Annotated in this window: 16 protein-coding genes; 13 read left to right on the top strand and 3 right to left on the bottom strand. The window is 68.6% G+C overall.

Annotation, left to right across the window (positions count from 1 at the left end; genetic code table 11):
• The 7 genes from ACQY4O_RS18485 (at position 1) to ACQY4O_RS18515 (ending at position 10,341) form a co-directional block, all read left to right on the top strand.
• Positions 1-918, top strand: a complete 918-nt coding sequence (locus tag ACQY4O_RS18485; protein ID WP_428378244.1) for a squalene/phytoene synthase family protein — start codon at positions 1-3, stop codon at positions 916-918.
• Positions 918-1,784, top strand: coding sequence for a presqualene diphosphate synthase HpnD (hpnD, locus tag ACQY4O_RS18490; RefSeq protein WP_428377917.1), 867 nt, complete (start codon positions 918-920; stop codon positions 1,782-1,784). Before ACQY4O_RS18485 ends, hpnD begins: the two co-directional genes overlap by 1 nt.
• 47 nt (positions 1,785-1,831) lie before the next feature.
• Positions 1,832-3,160, top strand: coding sequence for a hydroxysqualene dehydroxylase HpnE (gene hpnE, locus ACQY4O_RS18495; protein ID WP_428377918.1), 1,329 nt, complete (start codon positions 1,832-1,834; stop codon positions 3,158-3,160).
• A gap of 202 nt (positions 3,161-3,362) precedes the next feature.
• Complete coding sequence (gene shc, locus ACQY4O_RS18500) at positions 3,363-5,330, top strand: squalene--hopene cyclase (protein WP_428377919.1); 1,968 nt, start codon at positions 3,363-3,365, stop codon at positions 5,328-5,330.
• Positions 5,331-5,334: 4 nt separating this feature from the next.
• On the top strand, positions 5,335-5,988 hold the full coding sequence (locus ACQY4O_RS18505; RefSeq protein WP_428377920.1) for a hypothetical protein: 654 nt from the start codon (positions 5,335-5,337) through the stop codon (positions 5,986-5,988).
• Positions 5,989-6,223: 235 nt separating this feature from the next.
• A complete protein-coding gene (locus ACQY4O_RS18510) occupies positions 6,224-8,878 on the top strand; it encodes a glycosyltransferase family 2 protein (protein WP_428377921.1) in 2,655 nt (884 codons plus the stop codon).
• Positions 8,879-9,039: 161 nt separating this feature from the next.
• A complete protein-coding gene (locus ACQY4O_RS18515) occupies positions 9,040-10,341 on the top strand; it encodes a restriction endonuclease (RefSeq protein WP_428377922.1) in 1,302 nt (433 codons plus the stop codon).
• Between the two features lie 129 nt (positions 10,342-10,470).
• Here the strand turns inward: ACQY4O_RS18515 and ACQY4O_RS18520 are convergent, their stop codons facing one another.
• Together ACQY4O_RS18520 and ACQY4O_RS18525 are read right to left on the bottom strand one after the other, a co-directional pair.
• A complete protein-coding gene (locus tag ACQY4O_RS18520; protein ID WP_428377923.1) occupies positions 10,471-11,043 on the bottom strand; it encodes a DUF4112 domain-containing protein in 573 nt (190 codons plus the stop codon).
• 42 nt (positions 11,044-11,085) lie between these two features.
• On the bottom strand, positions 11,086-11,511 hold the full coding sequence (locus tag ACQY4O_RS18525) for a hypothetical protein (RefSeq protein ID WP_428377924.1): 426 nt from the start codon (positions 11,509-11,511) through the stop codon (positions 11,086-11,088).
• Between the two features lie 93 nt (positions 11,512-11,604).
• Between ACQY4O_RS18525 and ACQY4O_RS18530 the strand changes: the two genes are divergently transcribed.
• Positions 11,605-11,988 (top strand): MAPEG family protein, encoded by a 384-nt coding sequence (locus ACQY4O_RS18530; protein WP_428377925.1) that lies wholly within the window; start codon positions 11,605-11,607, stop codon positions 11,986-11,988.
• 89 nt (positions 11,989-12,077) lie between these two features.
• Here the strand turns inward: ACQY4O_RS18530 and ACQY4O_RS18535 are convergent, their stop codons facing one another.
• The gene (locus ACQY4O_RS18535; RefSeq protein ID WP_428377926.1) at positions 12,078-13,520 is read right to left on the bottom strand and encodes an ROK family protein; all 1,443 of its coding nucleotides are present in this window, start codon (positions 13,518-13,520) and stop codon (positions 12,078-12,080) included.
• Between the two features lie 309 nt (positions 13,521-13,829).
• Here ACQY4O_RS18535 and ACQY4O_RS18540 point away from each other — a divergent pair, with 309 nt between their 5' ends.
• The 5 genes from ACQY4O_RS18540 (at position 13,830) to ACQY4O_RS18560 (ending at position 19,730) form a co-directional block, all read left to right on the top strand.
• Positions 13,830-15,299, top strand: coding sequence for a carbohydrate porin (locus tag ACQY4O_RS18540; RefSeq protein ID WP_428377927.1), 1,470 nt, complete (start codon positions 13,830-13,832; stop codon positions 15,297-15,299).
• Between the two features lie 85 nt (positions 15,300-15,384).
• Positions 15,385-16,692, top strand: coding sequence for an ABC transporter substrate-binding protein (locus ACQY4O_RS18545; RefSeq protein WP_428377928.1), 1,308 nt, complete (start codon positions 15,385-15,387; stop codon positions 16,690-16,692).
• A gap of 99 nt (positions 16,693-16,791) precedes the next feature.
• Positions 16,792-17,706 (top strand): carbohydrate ABC transporter permease, encoded by a 915-nt coding sequence (locus tag ACQY4O_RS18550; RefSeq protein ID WP_428377929.1) that lies wholly within the window; start codon positions 16,792-16,794, stop codon positions 17,704-17,706.
• Between the two features lie 3 nt (positions 17,707-17,709).
• Positions 17,710-18,531 carry a carbohydrate ABC transporter permease gene (locus ACQY4O_RS18555; protein WP_428377930.1) on the top strand — a complete coding sequence of 274 codons (822 nt, stop codon included), beginning with the start codon at positions 17,710-17,712 and terminating at the stop codon, positions 18,529-18,531.
• A 95-nt stretch (positions 18,532-18,626) separates the two neighbouring features.
• A complete protein-coding gene (locus tag ACQY4O_RS18560) occupies positions 18,627-19,730 on the top strand; it encodes an ABC transporter ATP-binding protein (RefSeq protein ID WP_428377931.1) in 1,104 nt (367 codons plus the stop codon).
• The last annotated feature ends 265 nt before the right edge of the window (positions 19,731-19,995 follow it).

Raw genomic sequence — 19,995 nt, forward strand, 5'->3', positions numbered from 1 at the left:
ATGGGCGCCCGCAAGCTCCGGGCAACGGGACCTGAGGTGGCGTCCGGCAAGCGGCGGCAGGACGAGAACTTCCCGGTCGGCTCGCTGCTGATCGACCGCCGCCTCCGGCCGCATGTGCATGCGTACTACGGCTTCGCGCGCGCCATCGACGACATCGCCGACAACACCGTGCTGTCGGCGGACGACAAGCTCGCGCGCCTCGATGCGATGGAGGCGGCGCTGCTCGGCCGTCCCGCCGGTGACGCCGCCATCGAGGCGGCGCATCCGGCGGAACTCGCGCATGCGCTGCGGCTGCGTGCCTCGCTGGCGCTGACCGGCGTGCCCGCCGCGACCGCAACCGACCTGATCGTGGCGTTCCGGCAGGATGCGGTGCAGCCGCGCTACCAGAGCTGGGACCAGCTTGCCTGGTATTGCCGCTATTCCGCCAACCCGGTCGGCCGCTACCTGCTGGCGCTGCACGGCGAGGGCGAGGCCAGTGGCGACAGCGAGGCCAGGGGCGACAGCGCGGCAAGAATGGCGGCGTCGGACGCGCTGTGCACCGCGCTGCAGGTGCTCAACCACCTGCAGGATTGCGCGGACGACCTGGCGACGCTCGATCGCTGCTATATTCCGCTGCCCTGGCTCGCCGAGGCGGGACTGGACGAGACGGTGCTGCGCGGGCGGATCGCGCCGGCCGCCTTGCGACGGGTGCTCGACCGGCTGCTCGACGAGGTGGACGCGCTGAACCGCACGGCCGCGCGCCTGCCCGGTCTGGTCGCCGACCGGCGCATGCGCCTGGAGGCGGCGGTGATCGTGCGTCTGTCGCACCGGCTGGCGGCACGGCTGCGTCGCGAGGACCCGCTTGCAGGACGGGTGAAGCTGCACCGCGTCGATGTGGCGCGCAGCCTGCTCGGCGCCGCCCGCGCGTGGACCCGGTGATGGCGAAGCGGCGCGCGGCTCTCGGTTGCGATCCGGCCGATCTGGCGCTGGTGGAAGCGATCGTCGTGCGCTCCGGCACCTCGTTCGCGCGCGGCATGCGCGTGCTGCCGCCCGACCGGCGCTACGCCATGTTCGCGATCTATGCCTTCTGCCGGCTGGTCGACGATGTCGCCGACGAGGAGAGCCCGTTCGAGGACAAGCTGCCGCGGCTGCGCGCGTGGCGCGGGCGCATCGCCGGCCTCTACGAGGGCTGCGCCGACGATGCGCTCGATCGCGTGCTGCTGGCCGCGATCGAGCGCTACCGGCTGCGCGAGGCCGATTTCGAGGCGATCATCGACGGCATGCAGATGGACGCCGAGCAGGTGATCGTCGCACCCGCCGAGACCGAGCTCGATCTCTATGTCGACCGGGTGGCGGGCGCCGTCGGCCGCCTGTCGGTGCGCGCGTTCGGTGACAGCTCGCCGGCGGCCGACCAGGTGGCGCACCATCTCGGCCGCGCGCTGCAGATCACCAACATCCTGCGCGATCTCGACGAGGATGCCGGGCGGGGGCGGCTGTACCTGCCGCGCGAGCGGCTGGCGGCGGCTGGTGTTCCCAGGACGCTGCCGGCGGCGCTGGGGGCGCCAGGGCTGGAAACCGTCTGCCGGGGCATGGCGGCGCTCGCGCACTATCATTTCACTCAGGCCCGCAGCGCGATGCGGCGGTGCGACCGCCGCGCGATGCGTCCCGCGCGACTGATGGCGGCCAGCTATGCGGCGATCCTGGCCACCCAGGAGCGGGCCGGGTGGCAGCCGCCGCGCCGGCGGATCAGGGTGGCGCGCTGGCGCAAGGCGCTGATCGCGGCAAGGGCCCTCGCGCCGGTATGACCGTCCGCCTGCCATGAGGGCCCGCCTGCTATGAACGCCAGCCTGCCATGAGTGGCTGCCTGCACGTCATCGGTGGCGGCCTGGCGGGGCTGTCGGCGGCGCTCGCAGCCGCCGGCGCCGGGCGGCGGGTGGTGCTGTACGAGGCCGGCCCGGCCTGCGGCGGCCGGGCGCGGTCGTACGAGGACCGCCAGCTGGGCTGCCGCATCGACAACGGCAATCACCTGCTGCTGTCGGGCAACCGCGCGACCTTCGACTATCTCGACCGCATCGGCGCGCGTCACACCCTCGCCGGGCCGGGCGTGCCGATGTTCCCGTTCGCCGATATCTCGCCGGATCGGGGGGCGGACCTGCACTGGACGCTGCGTCTGTCGCGCGGGCGCACGCCGTGGTGGGTGCTGGATCCCGCGCGCCGGGTTCCCGGCATGCGGCTGCGCGAACTGCTGTCGCTGGTGCGCATGCTGCGCGCGCGCGAGGGCACCACGGTGTCCGAGTGCCTGTCGCCGGGCATGCTTGCCGACCGGCTGCTGGTGCCGCTGTCGATCTCGGTGCTGAACACCCGACCGGAGGTCGGCAGCGCCATGCTGATGGCGGCGGCGATGCGCGAGAGCCTGGCGGCCGGCGGCGATGCCTGCATTCCCTGGTTTCCGCGTCTTGGCCTGTCGGAGAGCCTGGTGGAGCCGGCGCTGGCGCGGCTGCGGGCGCACGGCGCCAGCGTGCGCACCGGCTGCCGCGTCTGGGGGCTCGGCACCGACCGCGGCCGGGTCACCCGGCTGGTGTTGCCCGAGGGCGAGCAGGTGCTGGGAGCGGGCGATGCGGTGGTGCTGGCGGTGACCGCGCCGGTCGCGGCCGAGCTGCTGGCCGGGCCGCTGCCGGGGCTGGCGCTGCCGGACAGCTTCGAGAGCATCCTCAACCTGCACTACCGGATCGCCCTGCAGGACCATCTCGGCGGGGATCTCGCACGCGCAGGCTTTGCCGGCATCGTCGGCGGCATCGCCGAGTGGGTGTTCGTCAGGCCCGGGATCGTGTCGGTCACCATCAGCGCCGCCAATCATCTGGCCGGACGCGACAATGCGGCCGTTGCGGCACAGGTCTGGACCGAGATCAGCCGGGTGCTGCAACCGGCGCTGCGTCCGAAGCGTCAGGCGGACGGTCTGGTCGTGTCGCTGCCGCACGACGCGCCGCCCTACCGGGTGCTGCGCGAGAAGCGTGCGACCTTCGCGGCCACCACCGCGCAACAGAAGCTGCGGCCCGGAAGCCGCACTGATTTAAGGAATCTCGTCCTGGCCGGCGACTGGACCGACACAGGGTTGCCCGCAACCATTGAAGGTGCAATCAGGTCGGGCAAGACTGCGGTTCGTGCTCTGGCCCGACCCTAGTGGTGCGATCTGACGGAAAGTACCGTCAGATTCGCACCACTAGCCTTTGATTTGATGGGCCGGTTGAACCTGCCGCTCGGGTAGTGAGCGTCAGGATCGGACCACTAGACGTGCCAGGTCCTGAGCCAGCCCGGCCCTGAACGGAAACGGAGCGAATGCATTTGTCCAGGTCGCGTTCCTCGTCTTGCGGTTCGACCAGGCCATGCTGACGACACCGGATGCAGCCCTCTCTGATGCCGCGCTGGACCGCGCGATCGCCTCGGCGCAGGGCGTGCTGGCCGGAGCGCAGAGCGCCGACGGGCACTGGGTCTTCGAGCTCGAGGCGGATGCCACCATCCCCGCCGAATACGTGCTGCTGGAGCACTATCTCGATCGCATCGATGCGCCGTTGCAGGCCCGCATCGGCCGCTATCTGCGTCGTATCCAGGGCGCGCATGGCGGCTGGCCGCTCTACCATGACGGCCGTATCGACCTCTCGGCCAGCGTGAAGGCCTATTTCGCGCTCAAGGCGATCGGCGACGACCCGCAGGCGCCGCACATGCGCGCGGCCCGCGCGGCGATCCTCGCCTTGGGGGGCGCCGAGCGCGCCAACGTGTTCTGCCGCTTCCAGCTCGCTTTGTTCGGGCAGATCCCCTGGCGCGGGACGCCGATGATGCCGGTCGAGCTGATGCTGCTGCCGCGCTGGTTCTTCTTCAATATCTGGAACATGTCGTACTGGTCGCGGACCGTGACCTGCCCGCTGCTGGTGCTGGCGGCGCTGCGTCCGCGCGCCCGCAATCCGCGCGGCATCGGCATCCGGGAGCTGTTCAGGCAGTCGCCGGATACCGTGCGGCATTGGACCCGCGGGCCGTATCGTTCGCTCTGGGGACGGGTGTTCAAGCGCGTCGACGACGCGCTGCGCCTGGTCGATCCGCTGACGCCGAAAGTCCTGCGCCGGCGCGCCATCGCCCGGGGCGTGGCCTTCGTCGAGCAGCGGCTGAACGGCGAGGACGGGCTCGGTGCGATCTACCCGGCGATGGCGAACTCGGTGATGATGTTCGAGGCGCTCGGCGTGCCGGCCGATCACCCGGGGGCCGCCATCGCCTGGCGTTCGGTGCAGAACCTGCTGGTGCGGCATGGCGAGGAGAGCTACTGCCAGCCCTGCGTCTCGCCGATCTGGGACACCGGGCTGGCCGGGCACGCGATGATGGAGGCGGCTGGCGGGCTGTCCGACCTGCCCAGGGGCGAGAGCCCGCAGGCCACCGGCGAGCGTCTGGTTGCGGCCGGGGCGTGGCTGCGCGACCGGCAGGTGCTGGACGTGAAGGGTGACTGGGCGGTGCAGCGCCCGCATCTCGCGCCAGGCGGCTGGGCCTTCCAGTATCGCAACGACTACTATCCCGATGTGGATGACACCGCGGTGGTGGGCATGCTGCTGCACCGCCAGGGCGATCCCGCCAACGACCAGGCGATCGCGCGCGCGCGGGCCTGGGTCGTCGGCATGCAGAGCGGCAATGGCGGCTGGGGCGCCTTCGATGTCGACAACAACCACGACATCCTCAACCACATCCCGTTCGCCGACCACGGGGCGCTGCTCGATCCGCCGACCGCGGATGTGGCGGCGCGCTGCATCTCGTTCCTGGCCCAGCTCGGCCATGCCGCGGACCGGCCGGTGATCGAGCGTGGCATCGCGTTCCTCCAGCGCGAGCAGGAACGCGACGGCAGCTGGTTCGGCCGCTGGGGCACCAACTACATCTACGGCACCTGGTCGGTGCTGTGTGCGCTGAACGCCGCCGGGGTGCCGCACGCCGACCCGATGGTGCGGCGTGCGGTGGCCTGGCTGCTGTCCGTGCAGCGCGACGAGGGCGGCTGGGGCGAGGATTGCGCCAGCTTCGAAGGTGCCGCACCCGGGCGCTACAACCAGAGCCTGCCCTCGCAGACCGCCTGGGCGCTGCTCGGCCTGATGGCCGCCGGCGAGCGCGACCATCCGGCGGTGGCGCGTGGCATTGCCTGGCTGACGGCGGCACAGGAGCGGTCCGGCGAATGGCGGGAACTGCCGTACAATGCCGTCGGGTTCCCGAAGGTGTTCTACCTGCGCTACCACGGCTACCGGATGTTCTTCCCGTTGATGGCCCTGGCGCGCTACCGCAACCTGGGCCAGGGCAATAGCCGGCGTGTCGCATACGGCTTCTGAGTGCATGGGCTTCCTGGTCGGCCTGCGGGCCGAGGCGCGCCTGCTGCGCCCGCTCGGCGGCGGCGGCGACGTCCTGGTCGAGATCAGCGGTGCGAGCCCGGCAGGTGCGAGTGCCGCTGTCACGCGTCTCATCGCCGCCGGGGCGACGTCGCTGGTCAGCCTCGGAGTCGCGGCCGGCCTGGACCCGGATGCGCGACCCGGCGACCTGCTGGTGCCGTCGCGCATCGTCGTGGCCACTGCGACGGGCTCGCGCGACTACTTCACCGACCTCACCCTGTGCGCGCGGCTTGGTGGCATGACTCCGGGCGCGCTGCTGCACAGCGATGTCGCGGTGACGACCCCGCAGGCCAAGCGGGAGCTGTTCGCGGCCAGCCACTGCACGGCGCTCGATATGGAGAGCGGCATCCTGGCCGCGGCCGCATCCGAGGCCGGCCTGCCCTTCGCCGCGCTGCGTGCGGTGTGCGATCCCGCCGGCTCCGGGCTGCCGGCTGCGGCCCTGGTGGCGCTGGGGGCCGACGGAAGATTGCGGCCGCGCGCCATCCTCGCTTCCCTGCTGCGCCGGCCGCAGCAGTTGCCGGCGCTCGTCGGGCTCGCCAGCCACGCCTCGATGGCGCGCCGCGCGCTGGCCGGGCGGATCCCCCGGATCCGGCTGGCCTGAGGCAGGACAATAGGCCCACCGGATCAGCTCCATGATCGGTCACTGCTGGCCGTTGTAACGTGCTACTAACGGTCCGGGCGGTCCGGCCGCTCATCGAAGCCGCATCGAGTGCCATGTCCGCGCGACAGCGCGATGCGTGACTCGGCGCCGGGACCGACAGGCGGCGCGCTTCACGCCGGCGAGACGGGCACGGCCGACCCGATCATGCCCGATGCAGCATAGGACCAGCGTTGACATGGCGAAGTCGATCGCGGCGCGCCAGAGCGCGCATCAGGGCGCGGCCCAGCCGTTTCTGGGCTACTTCGACGGCTTCTCCGAGCGGGAGGCGCGCGGCTGGGCGATCGATGCGCGGCCGGCCGCGGAAGCCGTGCGCCTGCATGTGCTGATCGACCACCAGGAGGTCGCGACCATCCTGTGCGACCGGCTCCGCCACGACGTGCAGGCGGCACTCGGCCATCCGACGGGGCTGCTCGGCTTCTCGTTCATGGTGCCGGACCGCTTCGTGGATGGCGAACTGCACGCCCTGGCGTTCCGCTTCACCGACCGCAGCGTGGTGCCGTTCATCGATCCGGCGCGTCCCGAGGACTTCGCCGAGGAACTCGAGTTCGTCCTGCACCGGGCCTACGAGTTCTCGAGCTTCATCGACGGCATGAAGCAGGGCGCGTTGCGCGGCTGGGTGCAGCGGGTCGATGCGGATACGCGCGAGCGCACCGGCGGCTGCCACATCCTGCTCACGTCGAACGGCGCGCGCATCGCGCAGGTCAAGGCGGACCGCTATCGCGGCGATGTCGCCGCAGCACTCGGCGGCGATCCGAATTGCGGCTTCGAAATCATCCTGCCGCAGCAGTACCGGCGCGGCGGCGCGCAGACCCTGCGCTTCGTGGTGACTCCCGACAACCACGAGCTGTCGGGCAGTCCGCTCACGACGTTGCTGGTCGACGATGCGCTCGAGGCCCGCCTGCTCGACATGCAGGACATGGTGGACCGGCTGTATGGCGACATCACGCATCTGCGCACCAGCATCGCCAACGTCATGCCGACGCCGACCTACTCGCTCGGCGACTATGACCGCTGGGCGCGGCGCTACTACGACCGGTTGCGCGCCCGCGTCGCCGGCGCCCGGGAGCGGCGCGCGGCCGAGACGGATGGGCCAGGGACGGATGGCCCAGGGACGGACAGGCCAGGGACGGATAGCGCGGGGACGGGCGGCGGGGCGGCCGAGCCGCTGGTCAGCATCCTGTGCCCGACCTGGCGGCCGATGCTGTCGGACTTCGTGGCGGCGGTGGATTCCGTGGTGGCCCAGACCTGGCGTCACTGGGAGTTGATCATCATCGACGATGGCGGACGCGCGCCGGAGATCACGGCGCGGATCGAGGCCTACTGCGCGGCCGATCCCCGCATACGCTGCATCACGCTGGACAAGAATGTCGGCATCAGCGGCGCCACCAATGCGGGTCTGGAGGCCGTCCGCGGCGAGTATGTCGCGTTCTTCGATCATGACGACCTGCTGGTCGATGTGGCGATCGAGGTGATGCTGACGGCAGCAACGGCGACCGGCGCGCGCGTGCTGTATTCGGACGAGGACAAGATCGACCAGGTCGGCTACTTCCTGGAGCCGAACCTGAAGCCCGACTGGAACTACCGCTATGTCCTGGGCTGCAACTATGTCTGCCACCTGCTGTTCGTCCACGCCGCCACCTTGTCGGAGGTCGGTCCGTTGCGTCCGGAATATGACGGTGCCCAGGACCACGACCTGATCCTGCGCCTCTCTGAGGCGGTGCCGGCCTCGGCAATCCACCATGTCCCGGAAGTACTCTACCACTGGCGCAAGACTCCGAACTCGACGGCGGTGGATGTCTCCAGGAAGGGCTATGCCATCAGTGCCGGGGTGCGATGCGTGTCCGATCATCTGCGCCGGCGCGGCATCCGGGCCAAGGTCAGTTCGATCCGCGGACTTACCCTGTATGGCATCAAGTGGCTCGACCAGGCGCAGCCCTCGGTCACGATCATCATTCCATTCAAGGACCAGATCCAGACGACCCAGCGCTGTCTGGACGCGCTGCTGGCCAACACCCAGTACAAGAACTTCGATATCATCCTGGTGGACAACTGGTCGGTGACCAGCGAGGCGCTCGATTTCCGCAAGCGGCTGGCGCGGCGCAGCCGGGTGAAGTTCATCACCGTGCAGGAAGAATTCAATTTCTCCCGCCTGAACAACATCGCGGCAAGGCAGAGCCAGTCGGACTTCCTGTTCTTCATGAACAACGACGTGTTCGTGAGCGATGCGTCCTGGCTTGCCACCATCGTGGCCGAAGCGCAGGCCTCGCCGGAGGTCGCCATCGTCGGCGGCAAGTTCCTGTATCCGAACGAGACCATCCAGCATGCCGGCGTGGTGGTGGGTCCGGACGGGGTCGCGGCGCACGCGCATCGCGGGCTGCCCGATACCGACTACGGCTATATCGGACGCGCGATGCTCAGCCACGAGGTCAGTGCGGTGACCGCGGCCGGCATGCTGATCCGGTCTTCGGCGTTCCGCGAGGCCGGCGGCTTCGACGAGGAGCAGCTGAAGATCGCCTACAACGACATCGACCTGTGCCTGAAGGTGCGCATGGCCGGGCATCGGGTGATCTGGTGCGCGGAATTCATCGCAGCCCATCACGAGAGCCTGTCGCGCGGCAGTGACGACCAGCCGGCGCACGAGGCCCGCTTCTTCCGGGAGACCCAGGTCATGCTCAAGCGCTGGAGCGACGTGGCGATCTTCCGGCACGACCCGTTCTACAGTCCGTTCTTCACGGTGCAGCGGCAGCCGTTCTTCGACCTGGTGGATCCGGCGCTGCTGGAGCAGCCTGACCTGGGTCAGGACCGCTCCGCGATCGCAACCCACTCATAGAGCCGCTTATTTTCACCCCCAAGCCGAGCCTGCGGCGTGCCTCATGCCCGGGCTTGTCTGCCTCGTCGCCACCATAAAGTGATGGCCGGTTGCACTCCGCGATGGCTTTGCGTCGCCGTTTTCGTTAACGTATCGCAAAGACCTATCGTGTGGAGTGAGGGATGCGGCAGGCCATGCCGGGCATCGTTGTCCTGCTGGTTGCGGGGCATCCTGCCGATGCGGCGAGCTACCGGCCTGCCGATGCGGCGAGCTACCGGATCGTGTCGCCGGTGACCGCCTGCATCGATCCGCGTTCGACCCTCGCACTCAGTGATGCGGCGCTCAGCGGGGCGGCGCGCGTCGGGCAGCGCTCGCCGGCATGGCGGGGGGCGGTGCAGCGCCAGGGCCATTGCGTCGCGATCGAGCCCGGTGCGCACTGGGAGCGCATCCTCGGCGCCGGCCCGTTGATGCTGCTGCGCCGCACGCCGCCGATGCCGGGCCTGCCGCCGCTGTATTTCCCCGCCGGGTCGGCGAGCCTGGTTCCGGACGGCAAGCCTGCACCCGACCAGCCAGATCCCGGCCCGGCAAATTCCGTGGCGGCCGCGGGTCCGCCCGCCCAGGAGCCGGAGCCTGCCACCGACGCGGCCGGTGCCGCAGACAGCCCGATCCGGACCGAGCCGCTGCCGGCGCCAGCCACCGCAACTCCCCCGTCCACCTTCCCGTCAGCCTTCCCGTCAACCCAGGCAGAGGCCCTGCCGATGCCCGGATCCCAGGGCGATGCCGACGTGTCGCTGATGGACGTCACCACCAACTCCGCGACTCTGGGACGGGCGATGCAGCAGGGCTACGTCGTCGGCTTCGCCGCCGCGATGCTGCTGATCGTGCTCTTGCTGGCAATCGTCGCCGGCATTGCCTGGGCGATCCTGCGGAACACCCGGCTGTCCCGTGCAGCGCGCCTGCCGGGCCATGGCCCGCACGCGACCGCCGGGCTGTCGCCGGCGCTGTTGGCGGGGGCGGCCCCGACCGCGACACGGCGCATCGTGTTGAGCGACGAGACCCGTCACCTGGAGACGACACCCGCGCATCCGGCCTCGCGGGCCTCGCCGCAACCGTCGCACCCCGAGCTTGCGCTGCCACCGGCGACGGCCCCGCCACCGGCGGATGCGACGGACTTCGGCCGCCACTGCATCGCCCTGCTCGACAAAGCGGGTTGGCAGACCAGCGTGCGGCCGATCGCCGGCCAGGGCATGCCGGATCTGGTGGCCGAGCGTGACGGACGGGTGATGGCCCTGCAATGCCTGCCGGTCGAACCGGCAGTCGACGAGGAGGCAGTCGATTGCGCCTGCATGGCGCGCGAACGGCAGCAGGCGGACTCGGCGGCCATCGTGTCGGACGCCTCGTTCACGGCGCCGGCGAAACGGCTGGCCCTGCAGGCCGGCATCGCCCTGCTGCATGCAGACGAGTTGGCAGCCTTCGCCGCCTGAGAGGCTGTTTGCAAACACCTGCTGCTGGCGATCCGACGCGCCCTTTCTGTGCTCCGGTGCTCACCGCCAGGAGGCGGCTCCGCTCCGGTGCTCGGAAAGTCACGCCGGGCGCGACCCTGCGTGTCGCTCTCATCCAGCATCAGGCGTTTTCAAACAGCCTCTGAGGCACCGGATCGGGCTCGGCGTCAGGTCCCGCCGCGGACGTGGCGGTCGATCAAGCGCGGCAAGACGGACGCAGCCGACGCGGAAGATGTCCATGTTGCGCAGATTGGCCTTGAAGGCGACGTCGAAGAGGTCGCCGGCGATGGGGACGCTGCCGGCGGCCGTCTCGATGGCGATGTTGCCGAGCATCCGGGCAAGTGCGGTGCGTGGGAGGCCCAGCTGCCACGCCTCATAGACGATGTAGAGCGAGATCGCCCCCAGGGCCGCATCGCCGACACCCGGCGGCAGGCCGATGACGCTGTTGAGGCCGAACCGGAAGCGGCTGCCCGGCAGGCGGAACGCGCCGTCCATCAGCCAGGCGAGGCGGCGCAGGCGCGCGAGCCGGCGCGTGACATCGGCAGCGCCGGCGGCCGTGCGACCTCGCGCAAAGCCGCCATCGCGCAGGACGCCGTCGAAATCTCCGTCATAGAGGCGGGCCATGCGGCGGGTCCTTCGAGCCATAACCGGAAATCCAGAGATGGCGCTGCCGGCTTGCCGCATCAATGGTCACGGGCCGGTGGATCGTTCGGCCGGCCGATCAACCTATCGGCACACGTGGGTGTAGCCGTCGGCGCCGATATAGGTCGCGGTCAGCGGATCGTAGCAGGCGAAGCTGGCGCAGATGCCGCTCGAGGCGACACGGGCGCCCTGGACCTGGCTGCCGATGGCATTGCGCTCGCGTGCCTCGCGACCGCAGAGCGGCGTGTCGGGGGCCGCCGGCGGGTCGTTGAACAGCATCGGCTTGCCGTTCTCGTCGAGCGGTGCCGAGGCCGTGGGGAGCGGCGTGCCGGTCTGCGCGGGTGCCAGCGGGCCGGCGGGGGGCGCCGGAGCCGCGCTTGTCAGCGGCTGCCGAGGCTTCGGCGCGGGGGGCGCCGCCGAGCAGCCTGCTGCGACAAGCAGCACCGACAGGACGCGCAGCGTGCGACAGGGTTGGAACGCGCCGGCAAAGCCGGCCGGGAAGGGGATCATGGCTGTCGCGACTCGGATCGGGTACGGGATGTTTGCATTCCGGCGCCGGTTGCTCCAGCCATGTCCGCAAATCGACTGGCTGAGTGTGCGACTATGATCTCGAAGCCCCTGGTGGAAGGCCTGACCGAGCTGCGGCTGCTCGGAGTCGCCGTGGTGATCGGACTGCTGCAGCTTGCCTGGGCGGCAAGCCACCAGAATGAGCCGCAGGTGATCTATGGCGCCGCGGCGCGGCTGCGCCGGGCGATGGCGAATTTCCTCGAGACGTTCCCGCTCTTCGCCGCTTCGGTGCTCGCCGCCGTCGCCCTGGGCCGTACCGGTGCGACCACGCTGGCGGGGGCATGGCTCTACGTGGTTGCGCGCGCGGTCTATGTGCCGCTCTATGCCTTGAACCTGCCGGTCCTGCGCGGCCTGGCCTGGTTCGCGGCGCTGATCGGGATCGTGCTCGAATTGCTGGCACTGCTCGGCCCGCTGCATTGATCCGGGCGCCGCGGTCGCCAGGCCCGGTCGGCGGTCCCGGTCGCCAGGCCCGGTCGACAGGCAGCCGCCGCACCTGACGAGATTCGTGTTCAGGCCGCTGCCACCGAGGCGATACCGGTCTGTCCGTGCCGATCATGCAGCGGCAGCAATGCCGCCCCCAGCGCTGCCGCATGGTCGCCGCTGCTGCCGTGCAGCAGTCCGGGTGCCTTGCGTGACCTCGGTGTGGCCGCCTGCAGCAGCGGGCCGAGCCGGCCCAGCAGGGCCGCGATGATCGCGCGCGGCAGGTTGCCGTCCAGGATGATCGCCTGCACGTCGAGCACCATCGCCATCGACAGCATCGGCATCACCAGCGCGTCGGCGCAATCCTGCAGCCACGCATCGACCAGGCCCGGATGGTCGCGCAGTACCGCGTGCAGTTGGGCGGCCTTGGTGATGGTGATGCCGTTCGCCTGCAGGTGGCGGATCAGGGCGGAGCCGGAGGCGCGGTCCTGCAGGGTGGTCGATCTGCTCCCGGCTGGACGGTTGACCGGCAGGGACGAGTGCTGCACCGGGATCAGGCCGATATCGCCGGCATTGCCGGTGACCCCGCGACGATACGCGCCGTCGAGCACCGCGCCGCCGCCGATCGAGCTGTTGATGTAGATGCAGGCGAAGTCGTCGAGCTGCCGGCCGTGGCCGTGGAACAGCTCGGCGATCGCGACTGCGGCCCCCTCGCTTTCGACCAGCAGCGGCAGGTCGAGCAGCGGCTGCAGGTGCGCCGCCAGGTCGTAGCCGAGCCAGGCCGGCGCGTCAGCGCCTGCTTGGGAATGACCCGCGTCAGCGCCTGCTTGGGAATGACCCGCGTCAGCGCCTGCTTGGGAATGACCCGCGTCAGCGCCTGCTTGGGAATGACCCGCGTCAGCGCCTGCTTGGGAATGACCCGCGTCAGCGCCTGCTTGGGAATGACCCGCGTCAGCGCCTGCATCGGCACCGTCCTGCAGCCCGCGATCGAGCTCAGCGCTACGCCAAGTGCCGATGTTGAATGGCAAGGCGAGGCCCACGCCGACCAGGCGGTCGCGGCGCCCCTTCGGGACCGACCGCCGGATCTCGCTGATGCCGCGCATCGCAAGCTCGAGCGCTTGCGCGGGTTCCGGAAACAGGCAGTCATAGCGCCGGCTCTTCAGCACCGCGCCGGTGAGGTCGACCAGCAGCGCATCCACCGAGCGGCGGCCCAGCTTGATGCCGATCGAATAGGCACCCCCCGGCTCCAGGCGCAGCAGCGTCGCCGGCTGGCCGCGCTGGCCCATGCGCCGGCCGCGGCTGCTGACCAGGCCTTGCGCCGCCAGTCCGAGCACGATCTGGCCGACGGTGTTCTGGGTCAGGTTGAGGTGGCGCGCGAGGTCTGCCTTCGAGGCCTCGCCCAGCCGGCGCAGCCAGGTCAGCAGGCGGCGCTCGTTGAAGCGCCGCACGGCGCTGGAATTGCTGCCCTGCCGGGCAACGTTCGGCTCGGGCTCGCTGCTCAGATCGCTGCCGGGATGATCCGCTCTACGCATCAGGACGCTCGCTCGCCGATCTTGCCGCCGGCCAGCTGTCCTGATCGCACCTCACCCGCGGCAAGGAAAGACGAATTCTTAACTCTCGGTGAATTAGTTAACTTGACGTCATGTCCTGCGCATGAGACTGACTGCCGGACGGGCGATTTCGCTGCGGTACCGTGAGGGCCAGCGCATCATCCTTCCGCGGGGAGTGGGGTCAAGCCGGTTTCGTTGCTTATTCGGCCCAGTGTGGCGGGAACATCACAGCAATCTGATCGCCCGTGGTGTAGAGAAAAAGACGTCAAGAAGAGTTTTGGAGGAAACAACATGTCGGGCTACAACGGGGCGAAGTCCCGCTTCGGGTGGCGTGCGCGCCGCGACCTGCTTCTCGCCGCCGGGGCGATGGTCAGCTTCGTTTCGGGTTCTGCGATTGCGCAGACCGTCGATACCGGCCAGGGCACGTTCGCGAGCCAGAAGCTCTCGAATGCGCCTGCTGCTGATTATGGGGCGCCACCCCTGCCGGCACCCGAAGCGCTGGTTCCGCAGGTCAACCAGTACCTCAAGCAGTATGGCACGGCGGTGCTGCTCAGCAGCGTCGACGAATTTGACGCCAACGTCACTGGTGCCAAAACCGGCTCCGCCAACTCCGGCCAGTACGGCCTGGAATGGGACCAGGACTGGGACATTCTTGCCGGCATCCATGGCTTCCAGACCCATGCGGTTGCCGTGGGCCGCTACGGCATTCCGGATAGCCGGATCTTCGGTGACAACCTGAACCCGTCACAGGAAATCTACGGCGCCGGCGGTAACACCGCGATCCATCTGGTGTTCTTCTACGGTGAAGAAACGATGGCGCACGGCCGGTTCAATCTGGCCTTCGGTCGTTTCCCGTCGCAGAACGACTTCGATGCATCGCCACTGAACTGCAACTTCCAGCAGAACTCGCTCTGCGGCAATCCGAAGGCAGTCGGCGACAACGTCGCGAACTCGTCCTACCCCGACGCGAACTGGGCGGCCCGTCTGCGCATCCGCCCGATTGCGCCGGTTTACATCCAAGCCGGTATCTTTTTCACCGAAGACAACATCTACAACGCCGCCGATGGCATGCGTTCGGGCTTCCACCTGGACAGCTCGCACATCAACGGCGAGTTTTTCCCGGTCGAGCTCGGGTTCGAGCCTGCATTCGGTCCTGACAAGCTGCCCGGCCACTACAAGGTTGGCTTCGGCTACGACAACGACAACCACAATTCCAACTATCTGGACCAGAACGGCGCTCCGATCGCCTACACCGGTCTGCCGGCCCAGGTGCGTAAGGGCGGGTCGCAGGCCTGGGTGTCGGCCGACCAGATGGTCATCCGCAACGGTGCCGGTGCCACCGACGGCATCATCGTGAAGGGCGACTACGTCCATAACGACCCGCGCTACTCGACGCGGGCGGATGAGGTCATCTTCACCGCCCTCGACCGCGGCTTCTGGAAGGCGCGTCCGTTCGATACCGTCGGTCTGTTGTTCGCCTACACCTCGGTGGCGGGCTCGCTCGGCAAGCTTGAGGCGCTGCAGCAGGAGCTCGGTGAGCCGGTCGTCGGCACCGGAGGCACCTACGTCAGCAACAACGATCCATCCATCCCCAACGGTGTCCAGTCGCACACGATGAACATCGAACTCAACTACCAGATCCACGTGTTCCGTGGTGTCACGCTCGCGCCGGATTTCCAGTACTTCATCCGTCCGAACGCGGAAAAGAGCCTGCCGGATGCGGCTCTGCTCGGCTTCAAGAGCGTCATCGAGCTGTTCTAAGGCGGCCTAGACTTCGCCTAACTCCGGCCGGGCAGGTACTTGTACCTGCCCGGTTTTTCTTTTAGTGGCCCCGGGAGATCGCACGATGCGCCTGAATGCCTGCAGTATGGCGGCTCTCATGCTGGCGGCAGCGGCGCCCGCGCTGGCCGACACGACGCTCACCATCGCGACGGTGAACAATGGCGACATGGTCATCATGCAGAAGCTGTCGCCGGAGTTCGAGCGCACGCATCCGGGCATTCACCTGAACTGGGTGGTCCTCGAGGAGAACGTGCTGCGCCAGCGCGTGACCACCGACATCGCCACCCGCGCAGGCCAGTTCGACATCATGACGATCGGCAACTACGAGGTGCCGATCTGGTCCAAGCAGAACTGGCTGCACCCGATCACGCCGGCGGCTAGCTACGATGTCGACGACCTGATCAAGCCGGTGCGTCAGGGCCTCACCTACAAGGGCAAGTTGTACGCGCTGCCGTTCTATGCCGAAAGTGCCATGACCTATTACCGCACCGACCTGTTCAAGCACGCCGGCATCACCATGCCGACTGCCCCGACCTACAAGCAGATCCGTGAGTATGCCGACAAGGTCAGCGACCCTTCGCACCAGATCTACGGCATGTGCCTGCGCGGCAAGCCGGGCTGGGGTGAGAACGTCGCCTATTTCACCTCGCTGCTGAACACGTTCGGCGGCCAGTGGTTCGACATGTCCTGGCACCCGACGCTGGACAGCAAGCCGTGGCACGCGGCGGTGAACTACTACGACGCCATCCTCAAGGCGGACGGCCCACCGGGCGCCACCTCGAACGGCTTCAACGAGAACCTGGCGCTGTTCGCCTCCGGCCATTGCGGCATGTGGATCGACAGCACGGTGGCCTCGGGCCTGCTCTACGACAAGAAGCAGTCGCAGGTCGCAGACACGGTCGGCTTCGCCCCGATCCCGAAGGGCCCATATGGCCGCGGCCCGACCTGGCTGTGGAGCTGGAACCTCGCCATTCCTGCCTCGTCCAAGCAGATCGATGCCGCCGAGAGCTTCGTGACCTGGGCGACCTCGAAGGAGTACATCGCACTCGTCGCCAAGCAGAACGGTTGGGTTGCGGTGCCACCGGGGACGCGCAGCTCGACCTATGCCAACCCGGATTACCAGAAGGCGGCCCCGTTCGCGGCCTTCGTCGACAAGGCGATCGAGACCGCCGATCCGAACGGCCAGACCGCGAGCCCGCGGCCCTATCACGGCGCGCAGTTCGTCGACATCCCGCAATTCCAGGCGATCGGCACCCAGGTCGGGCAGACCCTTGCGGGAACCCTGAGCGGGCAGCAGAGTGTCGACCTTGCCCTGCATTCGGCGCAGGCCAGCACGACCCGGACGATGCGCCAGTCTGGCTATCTGAAGTGACGGCCGGCTACCTTAAGTGACGGCCGGCTACCTGAAGTGAGGGCGCGGCCTAGACCATAAAGAAACGAGGCTTCCAAGAAGCCGGGGAGTGCGTCCGAGATGTCGACAACCGTAGCCAACGAGGTGCGAGGACGCAGGTTCGGGCGCAAGAGCAGCCGCACCGGCGTCACCTTGCCGCTGATCGCGCCGGCGGTGGTGATCCTGCTGATCTGGTCGATCGTGCCGCTGGTCATGACCTTGTGGTACTCGTTCCAGCACTACAACCTGGTCGATCCGACGCAGACCGGCTTCGCCGGCTTCGACAACTACCAGTATCTGCTGACCGACCCGGACTTCTGGTCGTCGCTGATCAACACCCTGGAGCTGCTCGCGGGCGTCCTGGTGATCACCGTCTGCGGCGGCACCCTGCTGGCCGTGCTCTACGACCAGGAATTCTTCGGCCGCAGCGTCGCCCGCCTCTTCGTGATCGCGCCGTTCTTCGTCATGCCGACGGTCGCCGCCCTGGTGTGGAAGAACCTGATGCTGCACCCGATCTACGGTGTGGTGTCGGCGTTGCTGCGCAGCATCGGCCTCACGCCGGTCGACTGGTTCTCCCAGGTGCCGCTGCTCACCATCATCGGCATCGTGTCGTGGGAGTGGCTGCCGTTTGCGGTCCTGATCCTGCTGACCGCGGTGCAGTCCCTGGACCATGAACAGCGCGAGGCCGCGCGGATGGATGGCGCCGGCCCGATCGCCTCGTTCTTCTACATCACCCTGCCGCACCTGCGGCGCGCCATCGGCGTGGTGGTGATGATCGAGATGATCTTCCTGCTGACCATCTTCGCCGAGATCTTCGTGACCACGTCCGGCGGACCCGGGGTGGCGACCACCAACCTTGCCTTCCTGATCTATGCCCGCGCGCTGCTGCAGTTCGATATCGGCGGGGGTTCGGCCGGCGGCGTGGTGGCGATCATCCTGGCCAATATCGTGGCCTTCTTTCTCGTGCGCTCGTTCGCGCGCAATCTGGAGGTCTGAGACATGCGACCCTCGATTGCGAAAAAGATCGGCATTGCCCTGCTTGGCTGGGGCATCGCGATCATCATGTTCTTCCCGATCTTCTGGATGTTCATCACCGGCTTCAAGACCGAGGTCGACGCGGTCTCGACGCCGCCGCACCTGTTCTTCCACCCCACGCTGTCGAGCTACGTCGAGGTGCAGAGCCGCGCGAACTACTGGCACTTCGCGATGAACAGCGTGGTGATCTCGGTGGGGGGCACGGTGCTCGCCCTGCTGCTGGCGATCCCGGCGGCGTACGTGATGGCGTTCTTCCCGACCCATCGCACACGCGGCACGCTGCTATGGATGCTGTCCACCAAGATGCTGCCGCCGGTCGGCGTGCTGATCCCGATCTACCTGATCCTGCGCGCCACCGGCCTGCTCGACACCCGCACCGGACTGGTGCTGATCTACATGCTGATGAACCTGCCGATCGTGGTCTGGATGCTGTTCACCTTCTTCAAGGAAGTGCCGCGCGAGATCCTGGAGGCCGGGCGCATGGACGGCGCCGGCCGGATGGGCGAACTGCGCCATGTGCTGATGCCGCTCTCGCTGCCGGGCATCGCGTCGACCGGCCTGCTGTCGCTGATCCTGTGCTGGAACGAGGCGTTCTGGTCGCTCAACCTCACCTCGTCCAAGGCGGCGCCGCTGACCGCCTTCATTGCCTCGTTCTCCTCACCGGAGGGGCTGTTCTTCGCCAAGCTCTCCGCCGCCTCGACGCTCGCGGTGGCGCCGATCCTGATCTTCGGCTGGCTCAGCCAGCGCCAGCTGGTGCGCGGCCTGACGTTTGGCGCGGTGAAGTAGGGCGGGGCGGTGAAATACGGCGGGTGCCCCCCACATCCATGATGCTTGTATCCACCAAGGCATAAGAAGGCCGGCCGAAGGCCGGGGAAACTCCAATGGCGACTGTGGCCCTACGCGACCTGCGCAAATCCTATGCGAACCACGAGGCGATCAAGGGCGTCACCCTGGACGTCGAGGATCGCGAGTTCGTGGTGTTCGTCGGCCCCTCGGGCTGCGGCAAATCCACCCTGCTGCGCATGATCGCAGGGCTCGAGGAGATCAGCGCCGGCGACCTGATGATCGACGGCAAGCGGGTGAACGACGTGGGGCCGGCGCAGCGCGAGCTGGCGATGGTGTTCCAGTCCTACGCGCTCTATCCGCACATGACGGTCGCCGACAACATGGGCTTCGCGCTCAAGCTGGCCGGGGTGAAGGCCGCGGAGCGCAACGCCAAGGTGGCCGAGGCGGCGCGCATCCTGCAGCTCGAGCCGTATCTGCAGCGCAAGCCGGGCCAGCTCTCCGGCGGCCAGCGCCAGCGGGTGGCGATCGGGCGCTCGATCGTGCGCAACCCCAAGGTGTTCCTGTTCGACGAGCCGCTCTCCAATCTCGATGCCGCCCTGCGCGGCCAGATGCGCATCGAGCTGGCCCGTCTGCACGAGCAGCTCAACGCCACCATGATCTACGTGACGCACGACCAGGTCGAGGCGATGACCATGGCCGACAAGATCGTCGTGCTGCAGGCGGGCGTGGTCGAGCAGGTCGGCTCGCCGCTGGAGCTGTACCACCATCCGCGCAACGTGTTCGTGGCCGGCTTCATGGGCTCGCCGCGCATGAACCTGATCCCGGCGACGGTGAACGGGGTCGACGCGACCGGCGTCAGCATCTCCGGACCCGGCGGCATCAATGTCGTCGTGCCGGTGGAGGCCGGCAGCCTACGGAGCGGCAGCAAGGTCACCTTCGGCATCAGGCCGGAGCATCTGACGGTCGACCCGAACGGCACCCTGAACGGCCGCGCCCTGATCGCCGAGCGGCTCGGCGGCCTGACCCTGCTGCATGTCGAGTTGCAGGATGGCACGCTGCTGGTGGTGCAGACCGATGGCGCGGATGCGACCCGCCTGCACGAGCCGGTGCGGCTGTCGATTTCGGCGCAGCACTCGCACGTGTTCGGACCCGACGGGCTGGCGGCCGAGCACCTGCAGCGCAATCCGCTCACCGCGTGAGCCGCGCTGGGACCGGCGCCGCACGCCACGCTGGCCACGAGCATACGTTTTCCGTCACGGGAACTTGAAGAGGCTTGCACATGCGCAACCGGTCGCCGAGGCTGGACCGAGCGTGCTCATCTGATCGCCAGCGGGCGCCCATGGCTAAGGTTCATCGGATCAGGGCGATCACGACACCGGCGGGTCCGAAGTGGGCCGTGGCGCCCGCTGCGCTGGCGGTTGCCGACGGGCTGGCCTCGAGCCCGCGCTGTTCGCGGCGCTGCAG

Origin of the sequence: Lichenicoccus sp., from assembly GCF_965277665.1 — a bacterium.
GTDB lineage: Bacteria > Pseudomonadota > Alphaproteobacteria > Acetobacterales > Acetobacteraceae > Lichenicoccus.